This window comes from Methanomethylovorans hollandica DSM 15978 (assembly GCF_000328665.1).
In the GTDB taxonomy this organism is placed as follows: domain Archaea; phylum Halobacteriota; class Methanosarcinia; order Methanosarcinales; family Methanosarcinaceae; genus Methanomethylovorans; species Methanomethylovorans hollandica.
Window position 1 is genome coordinate 203,145 of sequence record NC_019977.1, and the last position, 15,210, is coordinate 218,354.

Below are 15,210 nucleotides of genomic sequence, written 5' to 3' on the forward strand. Positions count from 1 at the left end.
TAAGCGACGAGAGGGGGATTCGAACCCCCGAGGTGCGTAGCACCACAGGATTAGCAATCCTGCGCCATACCGGGCTTGGCTATCTCGTCATGAAAAATGAACTGTTTTCCCGACTTCCGTTCCTAATGTTATCCACGTATTTAACGTTTTTCCATAAAGTGGCAGGCATGCCTCAGGTTGCTATCATTCACATACACAAATGGTCTGCAGCCTCGCCTCCACCCCGCAACCCTACAAGCGACGGTTGTTCATGGTTGGTCTGCTCCCTTCCGGGCCTGGACTGGTCCCCACGATCAAGATAGAAAGACATGTTCTCCAACAAGCCCTTAAATCAACATCATCCAAGCAGGACGGAGTTTCTCAGTTGAAACCACAGGTTTGGGGATGATCCAGACATCTTCCATCGGCTTCGTCCCCCGCATATCGGCGATTTCGGGTTATAGATGACGCCGGACTATCCGGACTAGCCTGCCAAGGACTAATAATATGTAGGTACTAATAAACCTATTCCCTCCATAAAATGAATAATGATAGAAACACTTTAAATCAGAGTATCTACATAGAAGTGATTGTATCAAGTACAGAATATAACAATGTAAGGAAAGGGGTTGAACAATGGAAGAACTTGTCGGATTTGTTACTGGTAATAATAACAGGAAGAAGCTACTATCTCTTCTCGGATCAAAAAAAGAGATGGACTCAGAACGCATAGCAAAGACAATGCATATTTTCCGTCCATCTGTGGATAAGATCATTGAAGAACTGGTAGAAAAAGAACTTGTGGAAAAACAGGGAGCTAATTACAAGCTTACCGACCTGGGTGCAACAGTAGAAAGGACGATCCAGAATATCTAGATACTGGCTTTACAGGAGGGTACAATCTTTTATTTTGATACCCCTTTCTGTGATCGCATATTCAGTAGAGTTGAGTCTGTGTTGCGTACCTTTGCTCTTTGATACGCACATATATCTTCTTTCTGCTTCTGAATTCCTTAATATGATTATGTTGTCCATCAGGAATTCTGCATCCATTCTGGTATTTTCCGTAATGGTACTGGAAGATCTGGGGGTTGTGAATACTGATGTAATATTTTTCTTCTTCAGATACTTGAGCAGGGAATAAGGGTACCTTCTTAATTGTAACTGATCAGGCAGCATCATTTCAAGATTGAATATACCGTCAAAAAACAATCTTCTGGCATTTATTCTCTTTATATTCTCCTTGATCAAGGTGTCATGTTCCTAAGGCCACATGCTGTCTGGATCTAGAGATATGATATTCAGGTTTCTCTTCAACATCGTGTGGGTAATTGCAGCACCAGTACATCACCAACCTCCCATAAAATAACAATTCACTGTATACAAGTATCTACTGAAATTAGGAATCCACATCATGTGACATAGTTGTAAAGACTGCCAAGACCTGTTCAGTAAGTCAGAACACGCTTTTGCTCCAAATACCTTACGAATTTACCCACTCAATGTTGTGGAGATCCATATTTTTAAAGTTCTTAATAATAATCAGTTGAATAAAAGTCTCTTTTTATGGCTAAATGATATGATAAATATATGTAATTGTAAGTAATATGAGAATGCATGGCAGTTGTTTCCATTGTAATGCCTTCTATGAACGAAGAATCCACTATACGGACATGCATACTGAAAGCTATGTCCTTTTTCGAGTCAAAGGGTCTTGAAGGTGAAATCATCGTGGTGGACAATTCTACGGATCGAACGGCAGAAATAGCCAGATCTATGGGTGCAGTGGTCATACCTTCAGTAAGAGGCTATGGGAATGCGTATCTTAAGGGGCTTGCAAGGACAACTGGGGAATATATCGCTATTGCTGATGCGGACAACACTTATGATCTCAACGAATTACCCAAGTTCTTTGATATCCTCATGCAAGGAGAGGCAGATTTCGTAATTGGCAGCAGGTTAAAAGGTAAGATCAAAAAGGGTGCTATGCCATGGTTACATCAGTATATCGGTAATCCTCTCCTCACATGGATGTTGAATGCTCTTTTCGGTACAACTATTTCAGATGCTCATTGTGGCATGCGGGCTTTTACACGGGAAGCTCTTGAAAAGATGAGCCTCAAGAGTCATGGCATGGAATTAGCTTCAGAGATGGTCATAGAAGCTGCAGATAAAGGTCTGCGGATAAAGGAAGTTCCAATATCATATGATGTAAGGGATTCTCCTTCCAAGCTCAGGTCTTTGCACGATGGCTGGAGGCATATAAGGTTTATGATGCTCTATCGTCCGGTATCTTTCTTGCTTGTGCCTGGTACGTTTGTTTTTTTAGTGGGAGCAGCCTTACTGTTTACGCTGCCCCGTATGGGCAATGTGGCTGAGACCAGGCTTCATTCGTTCATATTGGCAAGTATGCTGACAGTAATTGGTAGTCAGCTTTTTGCAACCGGCCTTTATTTGGGTGCATATGGGCATATAAATGGCTTATATGTGAAGGAGAATTCTTTCATAAAAAAGATAATGGATTATCATTCGCTTGAAGTTGAACTGTTTGCAGGCATGGTTTTTTTACTTGCAGGTCTATTTATTGGTCTGAAAGTAGTTTATACATGGGTTATTTCAGGCTATGGTTCTCTTTTTCAGATCCAAACAGCAGTATTTGCCATGGTATTTGGTTCCATAGGTTTGCAAATGATCTTCACAGCTATATTCCTTAGCGTCCTGATGCTTGGGATGGACACCGATAGGTGACACTATGAAGATCGCCTTTGTGTATGATGCAGTTTATCCTTGGGTGAAGGGCGGTGCTGAAAAGAGGATTTATGAACTGGGCACACGTCTCCTGGAAAAAGGGCATGAAGTCCATCTTTTTGGTATCAAGTGGTGGGAAGGTCCAGATGTTATTGAATACGAGGGGATGTTCCTGCACGGTGTCTGCAAGGCAAGGAACTTATATGTGGACGGAAGAAGATCCATTTCTACAGCAATTCTATTCTCTCTGCAACTGTTCCCACATCTGAGTTATGAGAAATTTGATCTGATTGATGTAAGCGTATTCCCTTATTTTTCATGCTTTACAGTAAAATTTGTATCTATATTGAACAAAGCGCATGTAGTGTACACCTGGCATGAAGTATGGGATGATTACTGGTACGAATATATGGGCAAGGCCGGTTTTTTTGGAAAAGTCATCGAAAAGGCAGTTTCAAAGATATCCGGGGATAATATTGCCGTTTCGGGCTGGACCAAACAAAGGCTCCAAAAGCTGGGTGTTCCCGAGGGAATCATCTCTGTTGTTCCAAATGGTATTGATCTTAAAGAGATCTCTGAAATAGATTCAGAAGCTGACTGCAAGTCACATGGAATTGCTAACAAACATTATGATGTCATCTTTGCCGGGAGGCTTATAAAAGATAAAAATGTCGATGTTCTCCTAAGAGCCATATATCTTCTAAAAGTCGAGAATCCTTATATCAGCTGCTGTATTGTGGGCGATGGTCCTGAAAAAGCAGAACTTATGGACCTTTCAAATGAAATAGGGGTCTATAAGAACGTTCAATTTGTAGGTTTTCAGGATTACAGTTCTCTTATCGGAAAAATGAAAGCTTCAAGGGTTTTCGTACTTCCTTCTTCGAGGGAAGGCTTTGGGATGGTTGTAATAGAGGCATTTGCCTGTTCGATACCTGTAGTTACTGTAAAAGAAAAGTATAATGCAGCACAAGGATTGGTTGAGGATGGGGTTGATGGTTTTGTTGTATCTTTAGAAGACAGGGAGATTGCGCAGGCGGTGTGGAAAATCATTGAGGATGATACTACTTATAAAAACATGTCAAAGGCTGCATTTCAGAAATCTCGGGATTATGACTGGGACAAGGCTTTATCTATTCTTAAAAATATTTATGAGGCACGGGTATGAAAATTGCTATTTTTCATGATTACATCGGAGCTATTGGAGGAGGCGAAAAACTGGTCCTGACACTTGCAAAAGGACTAGGTGCAGATGTGATCACTACGGATGTGGATATGGATTCAGTGATCAAAATGGGTTTTGATGACGTCAAGATCATAAGTCTTGGAAAGACATTAAAAATACCACCTCTTAAACAGGTAAATGCTTCTTTTAAGTTTGCAGCATGTGATTTTTCCAAAAACTATGATCTTTTTATCTTTTCAGGAAACTGGGCATTCTTTGCAGCAAAAAAGCACAAGCCAAATATTTACTATTGCCATACCCCAACAAGAGCCTTTTATGATCTTTATAAGGTTTACCGTAAAAACCAATCTGTATTTACATATCTGCCATTCGTCATTTGGGTACATGTGCACAGGAAGATCTCGGAGTATTATCTTACTCATGTATCTAGTATAGTCACAAATTCCATGAATACTCAGAAACGGATACAAAAGTACTTCGACAGGGATTCTGTGATTGTATATCCACCTGTCGATACTTCAAGGTTCGGATATAAGGAATATGGGAATTTCTGGTTGTCTGTGAACAGGCTTTATCCTGAAAAGAGGGTAGAACTGCAGATAGAAGCCTTCAGGGCGATGCCGGATGAAAAATTGATCATTGTGGGGGGCTATGCGGCAGGGGATCATGCATCTGGATATGCAGCCAGTCTCATTACCGGAATTCCTAAAAATGTAACACTGATGGGTAGTGTTTCAGAGGAAAAACTACTTGAATTATATGCTACGTGTAAAGGGCATATTACGACAGCACTTGATGAAGATTTTGGTATGACACCTGTAGAAGCTATGGCATCAGGCAAACCAACGGTTGCAGTAAAAGAAGGGGGATATCTTGAAACTGTGTTAGATGGAGTCACAGGTTTGTTGGTGGATCCCGAAGTATCCTCTATTGTCAATGGTGTCAAAGAAATCTCTTCAGATCCCCACAGGTATCGCGAAGCATGTATCAATAGAGCTAAAGAATTTGATGTTTCTGTAATGCTTCAGAAAATGCGGGCAATGCTGATACAATGAAATTTAATGTTTAATAATTAATCAATGTGAATAAAAGGGATGAAAGGATGAGTATGATCGATTCTCTCTCTGTCAGGACTAAGATATTCTTAACAATACTTTTTGCATTGCTCATACGTTTGTTTCCAATATCTTCTCTATTCTCGGATGGTAGGGTTACCTTTGTAAGTTATGATTCTTACTATCACATGAGAGGTATCCTCTATACTACACAGCATTTTCCGGAACATATTCTGTCCGATCCTTACATCAACTATCCATTTGGTTTTGACATAAGCTGGCCTCCTCTCTATGATTTGACAGTTTCCTTGCTGGTGTTAATAGTTGGCTTTGGCACTCCAAGTACTAGTACGATAGAGCTTGTTGCGGCACTTTTTCCAGTAATACTTGGAACTCTTTCCTTGATACCTTTGTATTTTGCAGCTTCCAGTATTTTTAGCAGAAAAGTTGGTTTTTATAGTATAGTGGTAATAGCAGTGATGCCCATTCATCTTGCGGTCTCAATGTTTGGTGCAACAGATCATCATATTGCTGAGATCTTGCTCTCTACTACAGCTTTTACTTTGTTCATTTTCTCACTTAAGGAAGGTTTTTCTTATGATCTTTGCAGGGAATTAACAAAAAATGACCTTTTGGCATGTGTTCGGTCCCGTTCAGTGCTTTACGCTATAGCTGCTGGTATGATACTTGCAGTTTCTGTGCTCACCTGGACAGGTTCTCCTATATTCATAGGTCTTTTTGCATTATATGTGCCTGTACAACTGGCTCTTGACATTAGACAGAAAAGACCTTCAGGATACCTGCTGGTCAGCTCATGTGTGATGTACTTGGTTGCCCTTGCATTCATCTTGCCCTTTGTAGCATCTATGGTAAGAGAAGGTTATGAGCTGAGTGCAGCTTTTGTTTCGTGGTTCCATGTATTGTACATTTTGTCAATGCTCTTATTCGTATTCATATGTTGGGTTTTATCTTATCTAATTGGTAAGAAGGGTAAATGGTTGCATTATCCTTTTGCTATCCTTTTCTTTATTGCCGTTGCAGTGACTGGTATATGGTCATTGATGCCAACCTTTTTCTCAAACATCGTTTCAGGTATTGGTTATTTGCTAGGCTTTGCTGAAAACCTTAGCACTATCAATGAAGCGTTACCTCTCTTCTGGGACCAGTATGGAAATTTCACTCTGGGTTCGGTCTGGGGTGGCTTTGGTCTGTTCTTCTTTGTTACTCTGGTGTCTTTTCTGTTTATCTTACGTAAGTGTGATCCATCAAAAAATCCGGAGGTCGCCTTTTTTGTTGTATGGTCGATTATTGTCTTTGCACTTGCTTTCTCTCAAAGACGCTTCATGTATCTGTTATCAGTGAATGTAGCAGTTATGTCAGGTTACTTTATGGGGCAGTTGCACTCATGGATTATACCAAAAGTGGTCAAGGAGCATGGTGGAAAGCGCAAAAAAGTACAGGAAACTCATAACAATGTGCCATTGATTTTAGCGCTTGGAGTTTTATTACTGCCAGGTTTTTTAATATCAGTGGCTGCAGTGTCAAATCCTTCCATTATGCCCTCTGATTGGGAAGAAACACTGGACTGGGTCAAAGTGAATACTCCAGTTACCTCTTATTACAATGATCCTATGAAAACCCCTGAGTATGGAATATTAAGCTGGTGGGACTTCGGTAATTGGATTATTTACAGATCCCAAAGGCCAGTAGTTACCAACAACTTCCAGCCGAGTGTAAGGGAAACAGCTGTCTTTTTCCTCTCCCAGAATGATTCAGCTGCATCAAGTATTCTTGATGCAAGAAAAGTAAAATATTTGCTAACAGATATCTCAATGGTCAAAGGTAAATTCTTTGGTATTGCTAAACTTGCTGGTGAAGACTATGATAGTTTCTTTGATGAAGAAACAGCCCCTAAAGGTTCATCTACAGTTACCACAAAAGTAGAAAATGACAAATTTAAGAACTCAATGCTTGTTAAGTTACATGTTTATGATGGCAGTGGTTCCGGTAACTATCGTTTGTTATACGAGTCCAATACAACCGTTACCAATGACCCCGAAGTTAAATATGTAAAAGTATTCGAGTACGTGCCTGGGGTGATCATTACAGGAAAAGCTGAACCCGGAGAAACAGTTTATGGAGCAACTACTCTTGTCAGCAACCGGGAAAGGAAATTTGACTACTACAATTCTGCGGTCGCGGATCAAGATGGTACTTACTCCCTCGTTCTGGCTTACTCTACACAGGGCAGTAATTCTTCAACTTATGCGATTTTACCATACACCCTCATTGGAGACAAGAGCAGGTCTCCCAAGGAGATCAGTGTTACGGAGAATGCTGTGCAGGCAGGTGAAGTTTTGCAGTTGGATCTTGTGTAGATCCAGATTTTCACATTTCTACATCAGTTAAAAATATATAATAAATTTAATTATATTATTTGATGTCTATGTATGACATCAGGTGATATAACTGCTTTACAGATGTCCATTATGTGAAGGAAAAGTGAATCTGTGAAGGTATCCTGCCATTAAGAGGCAGGACAATTTTAGAAGACAACTGGTGATCTACAAGTGCTTTGAGTGTGGTAACGAAGAAACGTATCCTGACCTTTGAACTCAGACCGTTGAATAGACTTCTTCATGCGGGTGGATAACAAAACCATCAGGTGTGATCTCATATGGATGGATTTTTTTGCTATGGTCAGACCCACGCATCTTATATATTTCCATACTGCGCATGCGTACGTTTTCATGTCTCTTATAGTATAGCACAATGGTTCCATCAGTAACGAAATTTTCAACTCCGAACCTTGAGGGCATTGATTCATCTATTACCTCGCAGGTCATCATAGAAGTAAGTCCTATTACTTCAAGGGTGGTGCTGAGCTTTAGCAACTCCACACGGATTTTTGCCTGATCTTGCAGATAAAAACTTATAGAGGTCGTGGAATCTACAAGAGCCCTTCGGGCATTGATCTCTTCCTGAGTAGTAATGATCTGGTCCATAAGGGAACGAATATCAAAGGGCCGAATGTCCACATATTTCTCCTGCGAGGGTATACCGATCTTTGTGGAACAAGCATCAATGATAGCAAGCTTGTTCTCATCTTCTAATTCTTCAAGGTTCCATCCAAATTTCAGTACGTTCTCACGTATCTGCTCCGGCCTTTCCTCAGTTGCAACTATGATGCCGTTCTCACCATATTTTGTAATGCCATTATAGATGAACTGGATGGAAAAATTTGTCTTTCCTGCTCCGGATGTGCCCGAAACCAGATATGTCCTGTCCCTTATAAGTCCCCCCCCGCAGAGTTCATCAAATCCGGGTATGCCAGTCCTCACTCTGTTAGGGCCTTCTTCCATCTTTATCTCTTCAGATATAGCGCCATCAAACATCTTGTGTTTCGCCTCGTTTTGTACTTTATGTTTTGTATTTATAATATATCTGAGAAGATATAAATGTGTTGAGGTAATTATAATGATGATGGAAAAATATCTAGCAAATTATTCTAATCTATTCGACAATCTATTAAATGCACTTTTTTGTGTGTCGTTCTTCCAGGAGGTCAATATGTCATAGTTCGACATTTCCCGTTAAATACATCGATACTTATCTTTTCTACGTGGTAAATAATGAATTTAAGACCACAAAAGATTTAAAGGGAAATTAGTTAATAGGCTCTTGTAGTCCAATATGACGGGATTAAGAGGGTGATGATGAGAACTTCGTCAATGGGCGAACTTGACGTTCTCCTGATGACGATCTGAGAGCGCATAAGCGTTCTGATCCAATGATCCTCACTCTTAGATCTAATACAAACTAACGGAGGAAAATAATGAATAAATTCGCAGCAGTAACAATTGCCGCACTTATGCTGATGGCTGTATTCGTTTCAGCCGCAAGCGCAGCAACTTCTGTAAACACCGTGGAGGTCAGAAGCCCGGTGTTCAGCGGTGCTAGATTAAGTGAAATTACTGTGGATTTCGACTATACCGAATTCGCAGGATTCTATTATGATATTGACGACGACATTGGTTCCGAGACCATGAGGATCGCCTTGGTTGATGATCCAAGGACCATCAGGGACAACGGACTTATATACACATCCACTATCCAGGAAGTAGGCTACACATACGATAACTGGGCAGGAGAGTACCCCAAGATGGGCTTCCTTGCACAGGAATATGTGCCAGTGAACGGCCAGCCGGATGTTCTGTCCAAGCTCCTGCTTGACAGCGACGACAAGTACACTCTGAGAGTGGGTCAGACCCTTGACCTCGGAGAGGGCTATGCAGTCACACCCAAGCAGATCGATGTAGATGGTAACAAGGTCTGGCTCGAGCTGACCAAGGACGGCGCATACCTTGATGACCAGGTCCTTACAGTAACTAACACCGATGTTGAGAACAGCACCTGGGAATACGAAGAGGATGACGTAGGCGGCGAAGATGATGTAGTCATCATGAGAGTCCATGTCAATGAAGTGTTCCAGGGTCAGGTAGACAGCCTTGCAGTTGTTGAAGGTATGTGGCTCATATCCAATGAACCAATGGTAATCGAGAGCGATGACACTTTCGGCGAACTTGAGGTTACAACCATCGGCGACAACTATATTGAACTCAAGAACGATGGTTCAATAGCACTCACCAAGAACAAGGAAATTGCACTCGCAGGCGATGTAAAGATCCAGGTCGCTGACTCCGATGATGTCAGGTTCTACTTCTTCAAAGAGGTCACTGAACCAGGCACCTATCCAGTAAGGGGTTCAGTTGCAACCGGCAGTTTCGACTGGGATGCAAGTTCATTCGCAGGCTTCTATTATGATATCGACGCAAACGTAGCATCTGAAGAAATGAATGTTATAGTCAGCGAAGGCAGGAATATCGCAGATGGTGCTCTTGTATACACCTCAACTATGCAGAGTGTAGATTATGAGTTCTCTGACTGGGCAGGCCAGTACTCCAAGATGGGCTTCCTTGCAGAAGAATATGTACCAGTGAACGGCCAGCCGGATGTTCTGTCCAAGCTCCTGCTTGACAACGACGACAAGTACACTCTGAGAGTGGGTCAGACCCTTGACCTTGGTGAAGGCTATGCACTCACACCCAAGCAGATAGACGTTGATGGTAACAAGGTCTGGCTCGAGCTGACCAAGGACGGCGCATACCTTGATGACCAGGTCCTTACAGTAACTGACACAGATGTTGAGAACAGCACCTGGGACTACGAAGAGGATGATGTAGGCGGCGAAGATGATGTAGTCATCATGAGAGCCCATGTCCAGGAAGTATTCCAGGGTCAGGTAGACAGCCTTGCAGTTGTTGAAGGTATGTGGCTCATATCCAATGAACCAATGGTAATCGAGAGCGATGACACTTTCGGCGAACTTGAGGTTACAACCATCGGCGACAACTATATTGAACTCAAGAATGATGGTTCTATGACCCTTAGCAAGAACAAGGATATAGCACTCGCTGGAAACATGTTCTTCAAGGTTGCAGATGCTGATGCACTCCGCTACTATCCATATGCTGAGTACACCATCGGTGGCAATGGAACTACCGTTCCGGGCAACGAGACTCCAGGCAACGAGACTCCAGGCAACGAGACTCCAGCCGTTCCGGGCAACGAGACTCCAACCACACCAGGTACTCCAACTGTTGTAGAGACTCCAACAACTCCAGTTGCTCCAGGTAACGAGACTCCAGTCAACGAGACTCCAGTTGAAGAACCAGCAGGAACTCCAGGCTTTGAAGCGATCTTCGCAGTCGCTGGTCTCCTAGCAGTTGCATACCTTGTAAGAAGGAACTAAAATAAATTGAGAAGGGATTAAACCCTTCTTTTATCTCTTTTTTGATATCTCTATTAAATGTCCTTCATCTTCTTTGATAGGACCTCAATTTAATAAACAATGAATATTTATTAGCGGAGTATTTACATCCGAGGTAATACCATGAAGAAACAGTTAAGTTTGGTGTTGGTTTTCGTAGTATTGTTCATGGGTTTCTCTGGCTGCATATTCAAAGGGAGCGATAATAGCAATAATTCCTCTGATGGCCCGGCTATCCCTGTAGAAAGTGTTTCTGAACTTGTGGTAATTAAGAACATCCCTGCAGACTTTGAATACCTTGGTACTAAACCAGTAACTGCAGATGCTGTGAGTAAGGAATATGCTCAAGCAGAAAATGTCGTAGAAGCTGCTGAAGGTATCTACAAGAGTCCAAGTTTGGATTATTACCTCACAGTGATAGAGTTCGCAGATGCTATGTCAGCAGAGTCTTTCCTTACAAACTACAAGGGTACGTTCAACGTTCTCCAAAACAACGATACATTACAAAATATTGAATTAACTGGTCATGAAGCTACCAGGAGCATGAGCTATTCTATTATAGGTGGTAAACAGGTTCCCAGATACAAGTATTTCTGGAATAATGATAGCTTAGTCTTCATCATTGGAGGAAATTCTGAGGACCCTGCTGTAGGTCTTAATTTTGCAAAGGCTACTGGATATTGAATATGTCCTAAGCCTCTATGTTTTTTTCACATGTAACTTCAATCGATACGCTTTAATATGAAAATACCCATCTACATGCTACACATGCCCGGATAGCCTAGTCGGTTGGGGCGCCAGACTCATAGGGAAAATTAACGAGTGCGTCCAAATCTCCTGAGATATCTGGAGGTCGCGTGTTCGAGTCACGCTCCGGGCACTAATTTTTAATTCAGAGTTTTAATCTAATTTTTTCTTATTGTTTGCATATTTAGTCACATTTGACAAAAATATTTTAATCATTTTATTTAAGTCTTTCTCAATTATTTCTATCTCTTATCGCGTAAACCATATATGCTGTCAGAAGTTACATAGGCTCATGAACTTTCAGATCCTGGATGCTGACTATGTAACCGAAGATACTGCTCCTGTTGTGCGCCTCTTTGGCAGAGCTGAGGATGGTAAGAGTGTCTGCTGTTATGTGCCGGGGTTTGAACCATATTTTTATGTGAATGCTTCCGATGAGCTTGACCTGATCTGCAAGCTCATCAAGGAACGTTTTGACGTGGTCAAGAATGTCGAGATCGTCCAGCGGTTTGAGCCAGTAGGGTACCAGAAGTCCAAAAAGTCCATGATACAGGTCACGACCTATGAGCCAAGGCATGTTCCTGAGATCCGTGATGATATACTGCAGATCCCCGGAGTCATGGAGGTATACGAAACGGACATACTGTTCCGGAACCGCTTTTTGATAGACAGGGAACTGCATGGCATGGGCTGGGTATCTGTTTCCCCCTCTCAGGAAGCCCATCAGGGGGGTAAGATCTATTGTGACACCGTCTGCTTAGACAGGCAGCCTGCTGAAGTGGATAAGCTACCTAATGCTCCTCTTAAGTTCCTTTCCTTTGATATCGAATGTCTGCCAATAGGCGGCTCAATGCCTTCTCCGGATGAGTCTCCTGTGATCATGATCAGTCTCACATTTGCTCCAGCCTACAATGGTCACGATTCCATTGTACTTGTGGCAAAGCCTGTCTCAGGGGCTGGTCCTGATGTAGAGTCACTGCAAAACGAAGAGTCCATGTTAAAGCGGTTCTTTGAGATACTCAGGGACTATGACCCGGATATACTAATAGGTTACAACATCAACGATTTCGATATTCCTTACATTAGTGACCGGATCAAGTTCCTTGCAGACTCTGGAACTAATATAAACTCTGGCTCAGGGCGTGACGGGAGGCCAATGAGCTACCGGAAGATCGGAACAATGACCATGATCTCCATGGCAGGGAGGGTTGTGGTCGATGTCCTTCCTCTTGTCCGCAGCCAGTTCAGTTTAAAGAGATACACCTTGCGTAATGTAGCCAAAGAGCTGCTGGACCGGGAAAAACTTGATGTGGCGCCTTCAGAAATGGAGGATCACTGGAACGATGAAGGAGAAAAACTTCTCAAATTCATAGATTATGCAAGACGCGACTCAGAACTTGCCATGGAGTTGGTCATGAAACTCCAGTTACTTGACAGGTACATAGCCATCTCCAGGGTAAGTGGTTCCCTCTTACAGGAAGTCATTGATGGCGGCCAGACGTCTATGGTGGAGAACCTTTTGCTGCGTGAATGCCGCATTAGGGATCGAGTGATACCTCCCAAACCTGATGACAATCTAGTCTATTCCAGGAACAAGAACAGCGAAGGTTTGAAGGGAGGTGAAGTACTGGAGCCTAAAAAAGGACTTCTTGAAAACGTAGTGATATTAGACTACAAGTCCCTCTATCCCACTATAATGATGGCCCACAATCTCTGCTATTCAACCGTCGTTGAGAAAGATATCCCAGGAGAAGGGGAGACCATTACTCCGCCATCAGGTGGAAGATTTGTAACCGCAGACGTTTCAAAAGGGATCATGCCTGCTATCCTGGAAAATCTGCTCAACAGAAGGATAGAGACCAAGAAGCGCATGAAAGACATATCCAATGAGGATGAATACAAGGCTCTTGATGCAACCCAGCTTGCCATGAAAATATTGCTGAACAGCTTTTATGGGTATGCAGGTTATACCCGTGCACGTCTGTACAGTCTAACTCTGGCTAATGCTGTCACAAGCTTTGGCAGGGAGAATATCCTTACCACACGTTCACTTATAGAGGATACTATACACACTATTTACCTTAAGGATGGCAATTCCTATCTACAAAGTGAGATAGCATCCGACCCTCTGAACAAGGACATTTCTCTCTCAGTAGTATATGGGGATACTGATAGTGTCTTTGTGCAATGCACAGGAAAAACTGAGATCTCACTTGAAGATGCAGAGCTTGTAGGTAAGAAGATCTCAGGCATAGTTTCGGCTTCTTTGCCAGATCCAATGGAACTGGAGTTTGAGTCCATAGCAAAACGTGCTCTTTTCATAGCAAAAAAAAGGTATGCTATCTGGGTATTCGAGCGCTTTGGAGATGGCTGGAAAGATGGTATAAAGGTAAAAGGTATGGAAACCGTCCGCAGAGACTGGTGTGAACTCACATCCAAGACGTTGAACAGAGTACTTGAGCTAGTGCTTAAGGCAGGTGAAGTAGAGGCAGCAGTGCAGCATGTGAGAAAAGTAGTAGATTCTATACGTAACCTGGATGTCACAAAGGATAGGGATATTATAGATGATCTGACGATGACGCGCATGTACTCCAAGAGGCGTGAACACTATAAGAACAAACAACCTCATATTACGGTAGCTGAGAAGATGGAGCAGAGAACCGGTTCTCTGCCGCCTGTGGGTGAGCGCATACCTTTTGTCATTATTGCAGGTAAAGATCTATTCGTGAACCGTGCCGAGGATCCGGAATATGTCCGTGAGAACAATGTGCCCATTGATGTTGATTACTATGTTAAGAAACAGATCCTTCCTCCTGTGGAGAGGATCCTGGGAGTATTCGGTGTAGACCTTGTAAACCTTGATTATGATTCAAAGCAGACCGGCCTGTCAGATTTTACAGCCGGCCCCTCTGAAAAAAAGATACGGAGATCAGTGCCAAGGACGTCGGATATAGGGGGGCAACCACCCAACAGTGGTTCACAAAGTTCGCTCTTTGATTTCTGATCAGTTCAGCCTTACTCTTTCGGCTGTTGCCAGATATACTATGCTTTGGCATATATTGCATACATGGTCGCCTATACGTTCCAGGTATCTCAGGACAAATAACAGGTGTGAAGCATCACTGATAATGGTGTTATTCTTGTTCATTATCTCTATATATTGTCTCTCATTTTCAAAGAAGAGCTCATCTAATTTATCATCATATTCTGCTATTTTTTTAGCCAGTTTGGCATCTGAGTTCTTGAATGCCACAATTGTATCCTCAAGCATCTTTTCTGCTATATCGCTCATTGAGGATATCCTTGACAACAGTGGCTCAACATCAGTAATTCCTCCTTCTACTTCCAAGGTTACCCATGCAATGTTGCTGGCAAGATCGCTTAATCTCTCCAGATCTATGGCAATAGTAAGACACGAAGTTATAAGTCTCATGTCTCCAGCCATAGGTTGCTGAAGAGTTATAAGACTTGATACGCACTTATCGATTATCATCTCATGTTCGTCTACGATATCATCCATTGCAATAGTTTCTTCTGCAAGTTCCTTGTCCAGTGTTAGGAGAGATGTTGTAGAGTTTTTGATCATATTCAGTGAGGTCACAGCCATTTCTACTGTGTTAGATCTCAAAATCTCCAGGTTTCTCTGGTATTTTTCTCTTGACATGTAT

The 15,210-nt window shown here is 42.3% G+C and carries 11 protein-coding genes, 2 tRNA genes and 1 other RNA gene; 9 read left to right on the plus strand and 5 right to left on the minus strand.

Features of this window, described 5'->3' with window-relative positions; genetic code table 11:
• Nucleotides 1-4 precede the first annotated feature (4 nt).
• Nucleotides 5-89, minus strand: a tRNA-Ser gene (locus METHO_RS01035).
• A 70-nt stretch (nucleotides 90-159) separates the two neighbouring features.
• Nucleotides 160-474, minus strand: an RNA gene (gene ffs / locus METHO_RS13190) — signal recognition particle sRNA.
• A gap of 141 nt (nucleotides 475-615) precedes the next feature.
• Here ffs and METHO_RS01040 point away from each other — a divergent pair.
• Nucleotides 616-855 (plus strand): helix-turn-helix domain-containing protein, encoded by a 240-nt coding sequence (locus METHO_RS01040; protein WP_015323663.1) that lies wholly within the window; start codon nucleotides 616-618, stop codon nucleotides 853-855.
• Between the two features lie 9 nt (nucleotides 856-864).
• Here METHO_RS01040 and METHO_RS01045 read toward each other — a convergent pair whose 3' ends face one another.
• Nucleotides 865-1,230 carry an RAD55 family ATPase gene (locus METHO_RS01045; RefSeq protein WP_048830962.1) on the minus strand — a complete coding sequence of 122 codons (366 nt, stop codon included), beginning with the start codon at nucleotides 1,228-1,230 and terminating at the stop codon, nucleotides 865-867.
• A gap of 366 nt (nucleotides 1,231-1,596) precedes the next feature.
• On the opposite strand from METHO_RS01045, the gene METHO_RS01050 reads away from it, so the two are divergent.
• From METHO_RS01050 to METHO_RS01065, 4 genes are read left to right on the plus strand one after another with little or no spacing between them, the layout of a single operon-like run.
• On the plus strand, nucleotides 1,597-2,727 hold the full coding sequence (locus METHO_RS01050; RefSeq protein WP_015323664.1) for a glycosyltransferase family 2 protein: 1,131 nt from the start codon (nucleotides 1,597-1,599) through the stop codon (nucleotides 2,725-2,727).
• A gap of 4 nt (nucleotides 2,728-2,731) precedes the next feature.
• On the plus strand, nucleotides 2,732-3,892 hold the full coding sequence (locus tag METHO_RS01055; RefSeq protein ID WP_015323665.1) for a glycosyltransferase family 4 protein: 1,161 nt from the start codon (nucleotides 2,732-2,734) through the stop codon (nucleotides 3,890-3,892).
• On the plus strand, nucleotides 3,889-4,965 hold the full coding sequence (locus METHO_RS01060) for a glycosyltransferase (protein WP_015323666.1): 1,077 nt from the start codon (nucleotides 3,889-3,891) through the stop codon (nucleotides 4,963-4,965). The genes METHO_RS01055 and METHO_RS01060 overlap by 4 nt, the downstream gene beginning before the upstream one ends.
• Before the next feature lie 47 nt (nucleotides 4,966-5,012).
• On the plus strand, nucleotides 5,013-7,343 hold the full coding sequence (locus tag METHO_RS01065; protein WP_083885677.1) for an oligosaccharyl transferase, archaeosortase A system-associated: 2,331 nt from the start codon (nucleotides 5,013-5,015) through the stop codon (nucleotides 7,341-7,343).
• Nucleotides 7,344-7,580: 237 nt separating this feature from the next.
• Here METHO_RS01065 and METHO_RS01070 read toward each other — a convergent pair whose 3' ends face one another.
• Nucleotides 7,581-8,360 carry an ATPase domain-containing protein gene (locus METHO_RS01070; RefSeq protein ID WP_015323668.1) on the minus strand — a complete coding sequence of 260 codons (780 nt, stop codon included), beginning with the start codon at nucleotides 8,358-8,360 and terminating at the stop codon, nucleotides 7,581-7,583.
• A gap of 440 nt (nucleotides 8,361-8,800) precedes the next feature.
• On the opposite strand from METHO_RS01070, the gene METHO_RS01075 reads away from it, so the two are divergent.
• The 4 genes from METHO_RS01075 (at nucleotide 8,801) to METHO_RS01090 (ending at nucleotide 14,546) form a co-directional block, all read left to right on the plus strand.
• A complete protein-coding gene (locus METHO_RS01075) occupies nucleotides 8,801-10,777 on the plus strand; it encodes an S-layer protein domain-containing protein (protein ID WP_015323670.1) in 1,977 nt (658 codons plus the stop codon).
• Nucleotides 10,778-10,918: 141 nt separating this feature from the next.
• The gene (locus METHO_RS01080) at nucleotides 10,919-11,479 is read left to right on the plus strand and encodes a hypothetical protein (RefSeq protein ID WP_015323671.1); all 561 of its coding nucleotides are present in this window, start codon (nucleotides 10,919-10,921) and stop codon (nucleotides 11,477-11,479) included.
• An 86-nt stretch (nucleotides 11,480-11,565) separates the two neighbouring features.
• Nucleotides 11,566-11,675, plus strand: a tRNA-Met gene (locus METHO_RS01085).
• Between the two features lie 159 nt (nucleotides 11,676-11,834).
• Nucleotides 11,835-14,546, plus strand: coding sequence for a DNA-directed DNA polymerase (locus METHO_RS01090; protein WP_015323672.1), 2,712 nt, complete (start codon nucleotides 11,835-11,837; stop codon nucleotides 14,544-14,546).
• Here METHO_RS01090 and phoU read toward each other — a convergent pair whose 3' ends face one another.
• Nucleotides 14,547-15,206, minus strand: a complete 660-nt coding sequence (phoU, locus tag METHO_RS01095; protein ID WP_015323673.1) for a phosphate signaling complex protein PhoU — start codon at nucleotides 15,204-15,206, stop codon at nucleotides 14,547-14,549. It abuts the gene before it with no gap.
• Between the last annotated feature and the right edge of the window lie 4 nt (nucleotides 15,207-15,210).

What these genes read in the sequence shown, in the direction of transcription:
- METHO_RS01040 (WP_015323663.1), top strand. Translation starts at nt 616, where the DNA reads ATGGAAGAACTTGTCGGATTTGTTACTGGTAATAATAACAGGAAGAAG.
- METHO_RS01050 (WP_015323664.1), top strand. Translation starts at nt 1,597, where the DNA reads ATGGCAGTTGTTTCCATTGTAATGCCTTCTATGAACGAAGAATCCACT.
- METHO_RS01055 (WP_015323665.1), top strand. Translation starts at nt 2,732, where the DNA reads ATGAAGATCGCCTTTGTGTATGATGCAGTTTATCCTTGGGTGAAGGGC.
- METHO_RS01060 (WP_015323666.1), top strand. Translation starts at nt 3,889, where the DNA reads ATGAAAATTGCTATTTTTCATGATTACATCGGAGCTATTGGAGGAGGC.
- METHO_RS01065 (WP_083885677.1), top strand. Translation starts at nt 5,013, where the DNA reads ATGAGTATGATCGATTCTCTCTCTGTCAGGACTAAGATATTCTTAACA.
- METHO_RS01070 (WP_015323668.1), bottom strand. Translation starts at nt 8,360, where the DNA reads ATGTTTGATGGCGCTATATCTGAAGAGATAAAGATGGAAGAAGGCCCT.
- METHO_RS01075 (WP_015323670.1), top strand. Translation starts at nt 8,801, where the DNA reads ATGAATAAATTCGCAGCAGTAACAATTGCCGCACTTATGCTGATGGCT.
- METHO_RS01080 (WP_015323671.1), top strand. Translation starts at nt 10,919, where the DNA reads ATGAAGAAACAGTTAAGTTTGGTGTTGGTTTTCGTAGTATTGTTCATG.
- METHO_RS01090 (WP_015323672.1), top strand. Translation starts at nt 11,835, where the DNA reads ATGAACTTTCAGATCCTGGATGCTGACTATGTAACCGAAGATACTGCT.
- phoU (WP_015323673.1), bottom strand. Translation starts at nt 15,206, where the DNA reads ATGTCAAGAGAAAAATACCAGAGAAACCTGGAGATTTTGAGATCTAAC.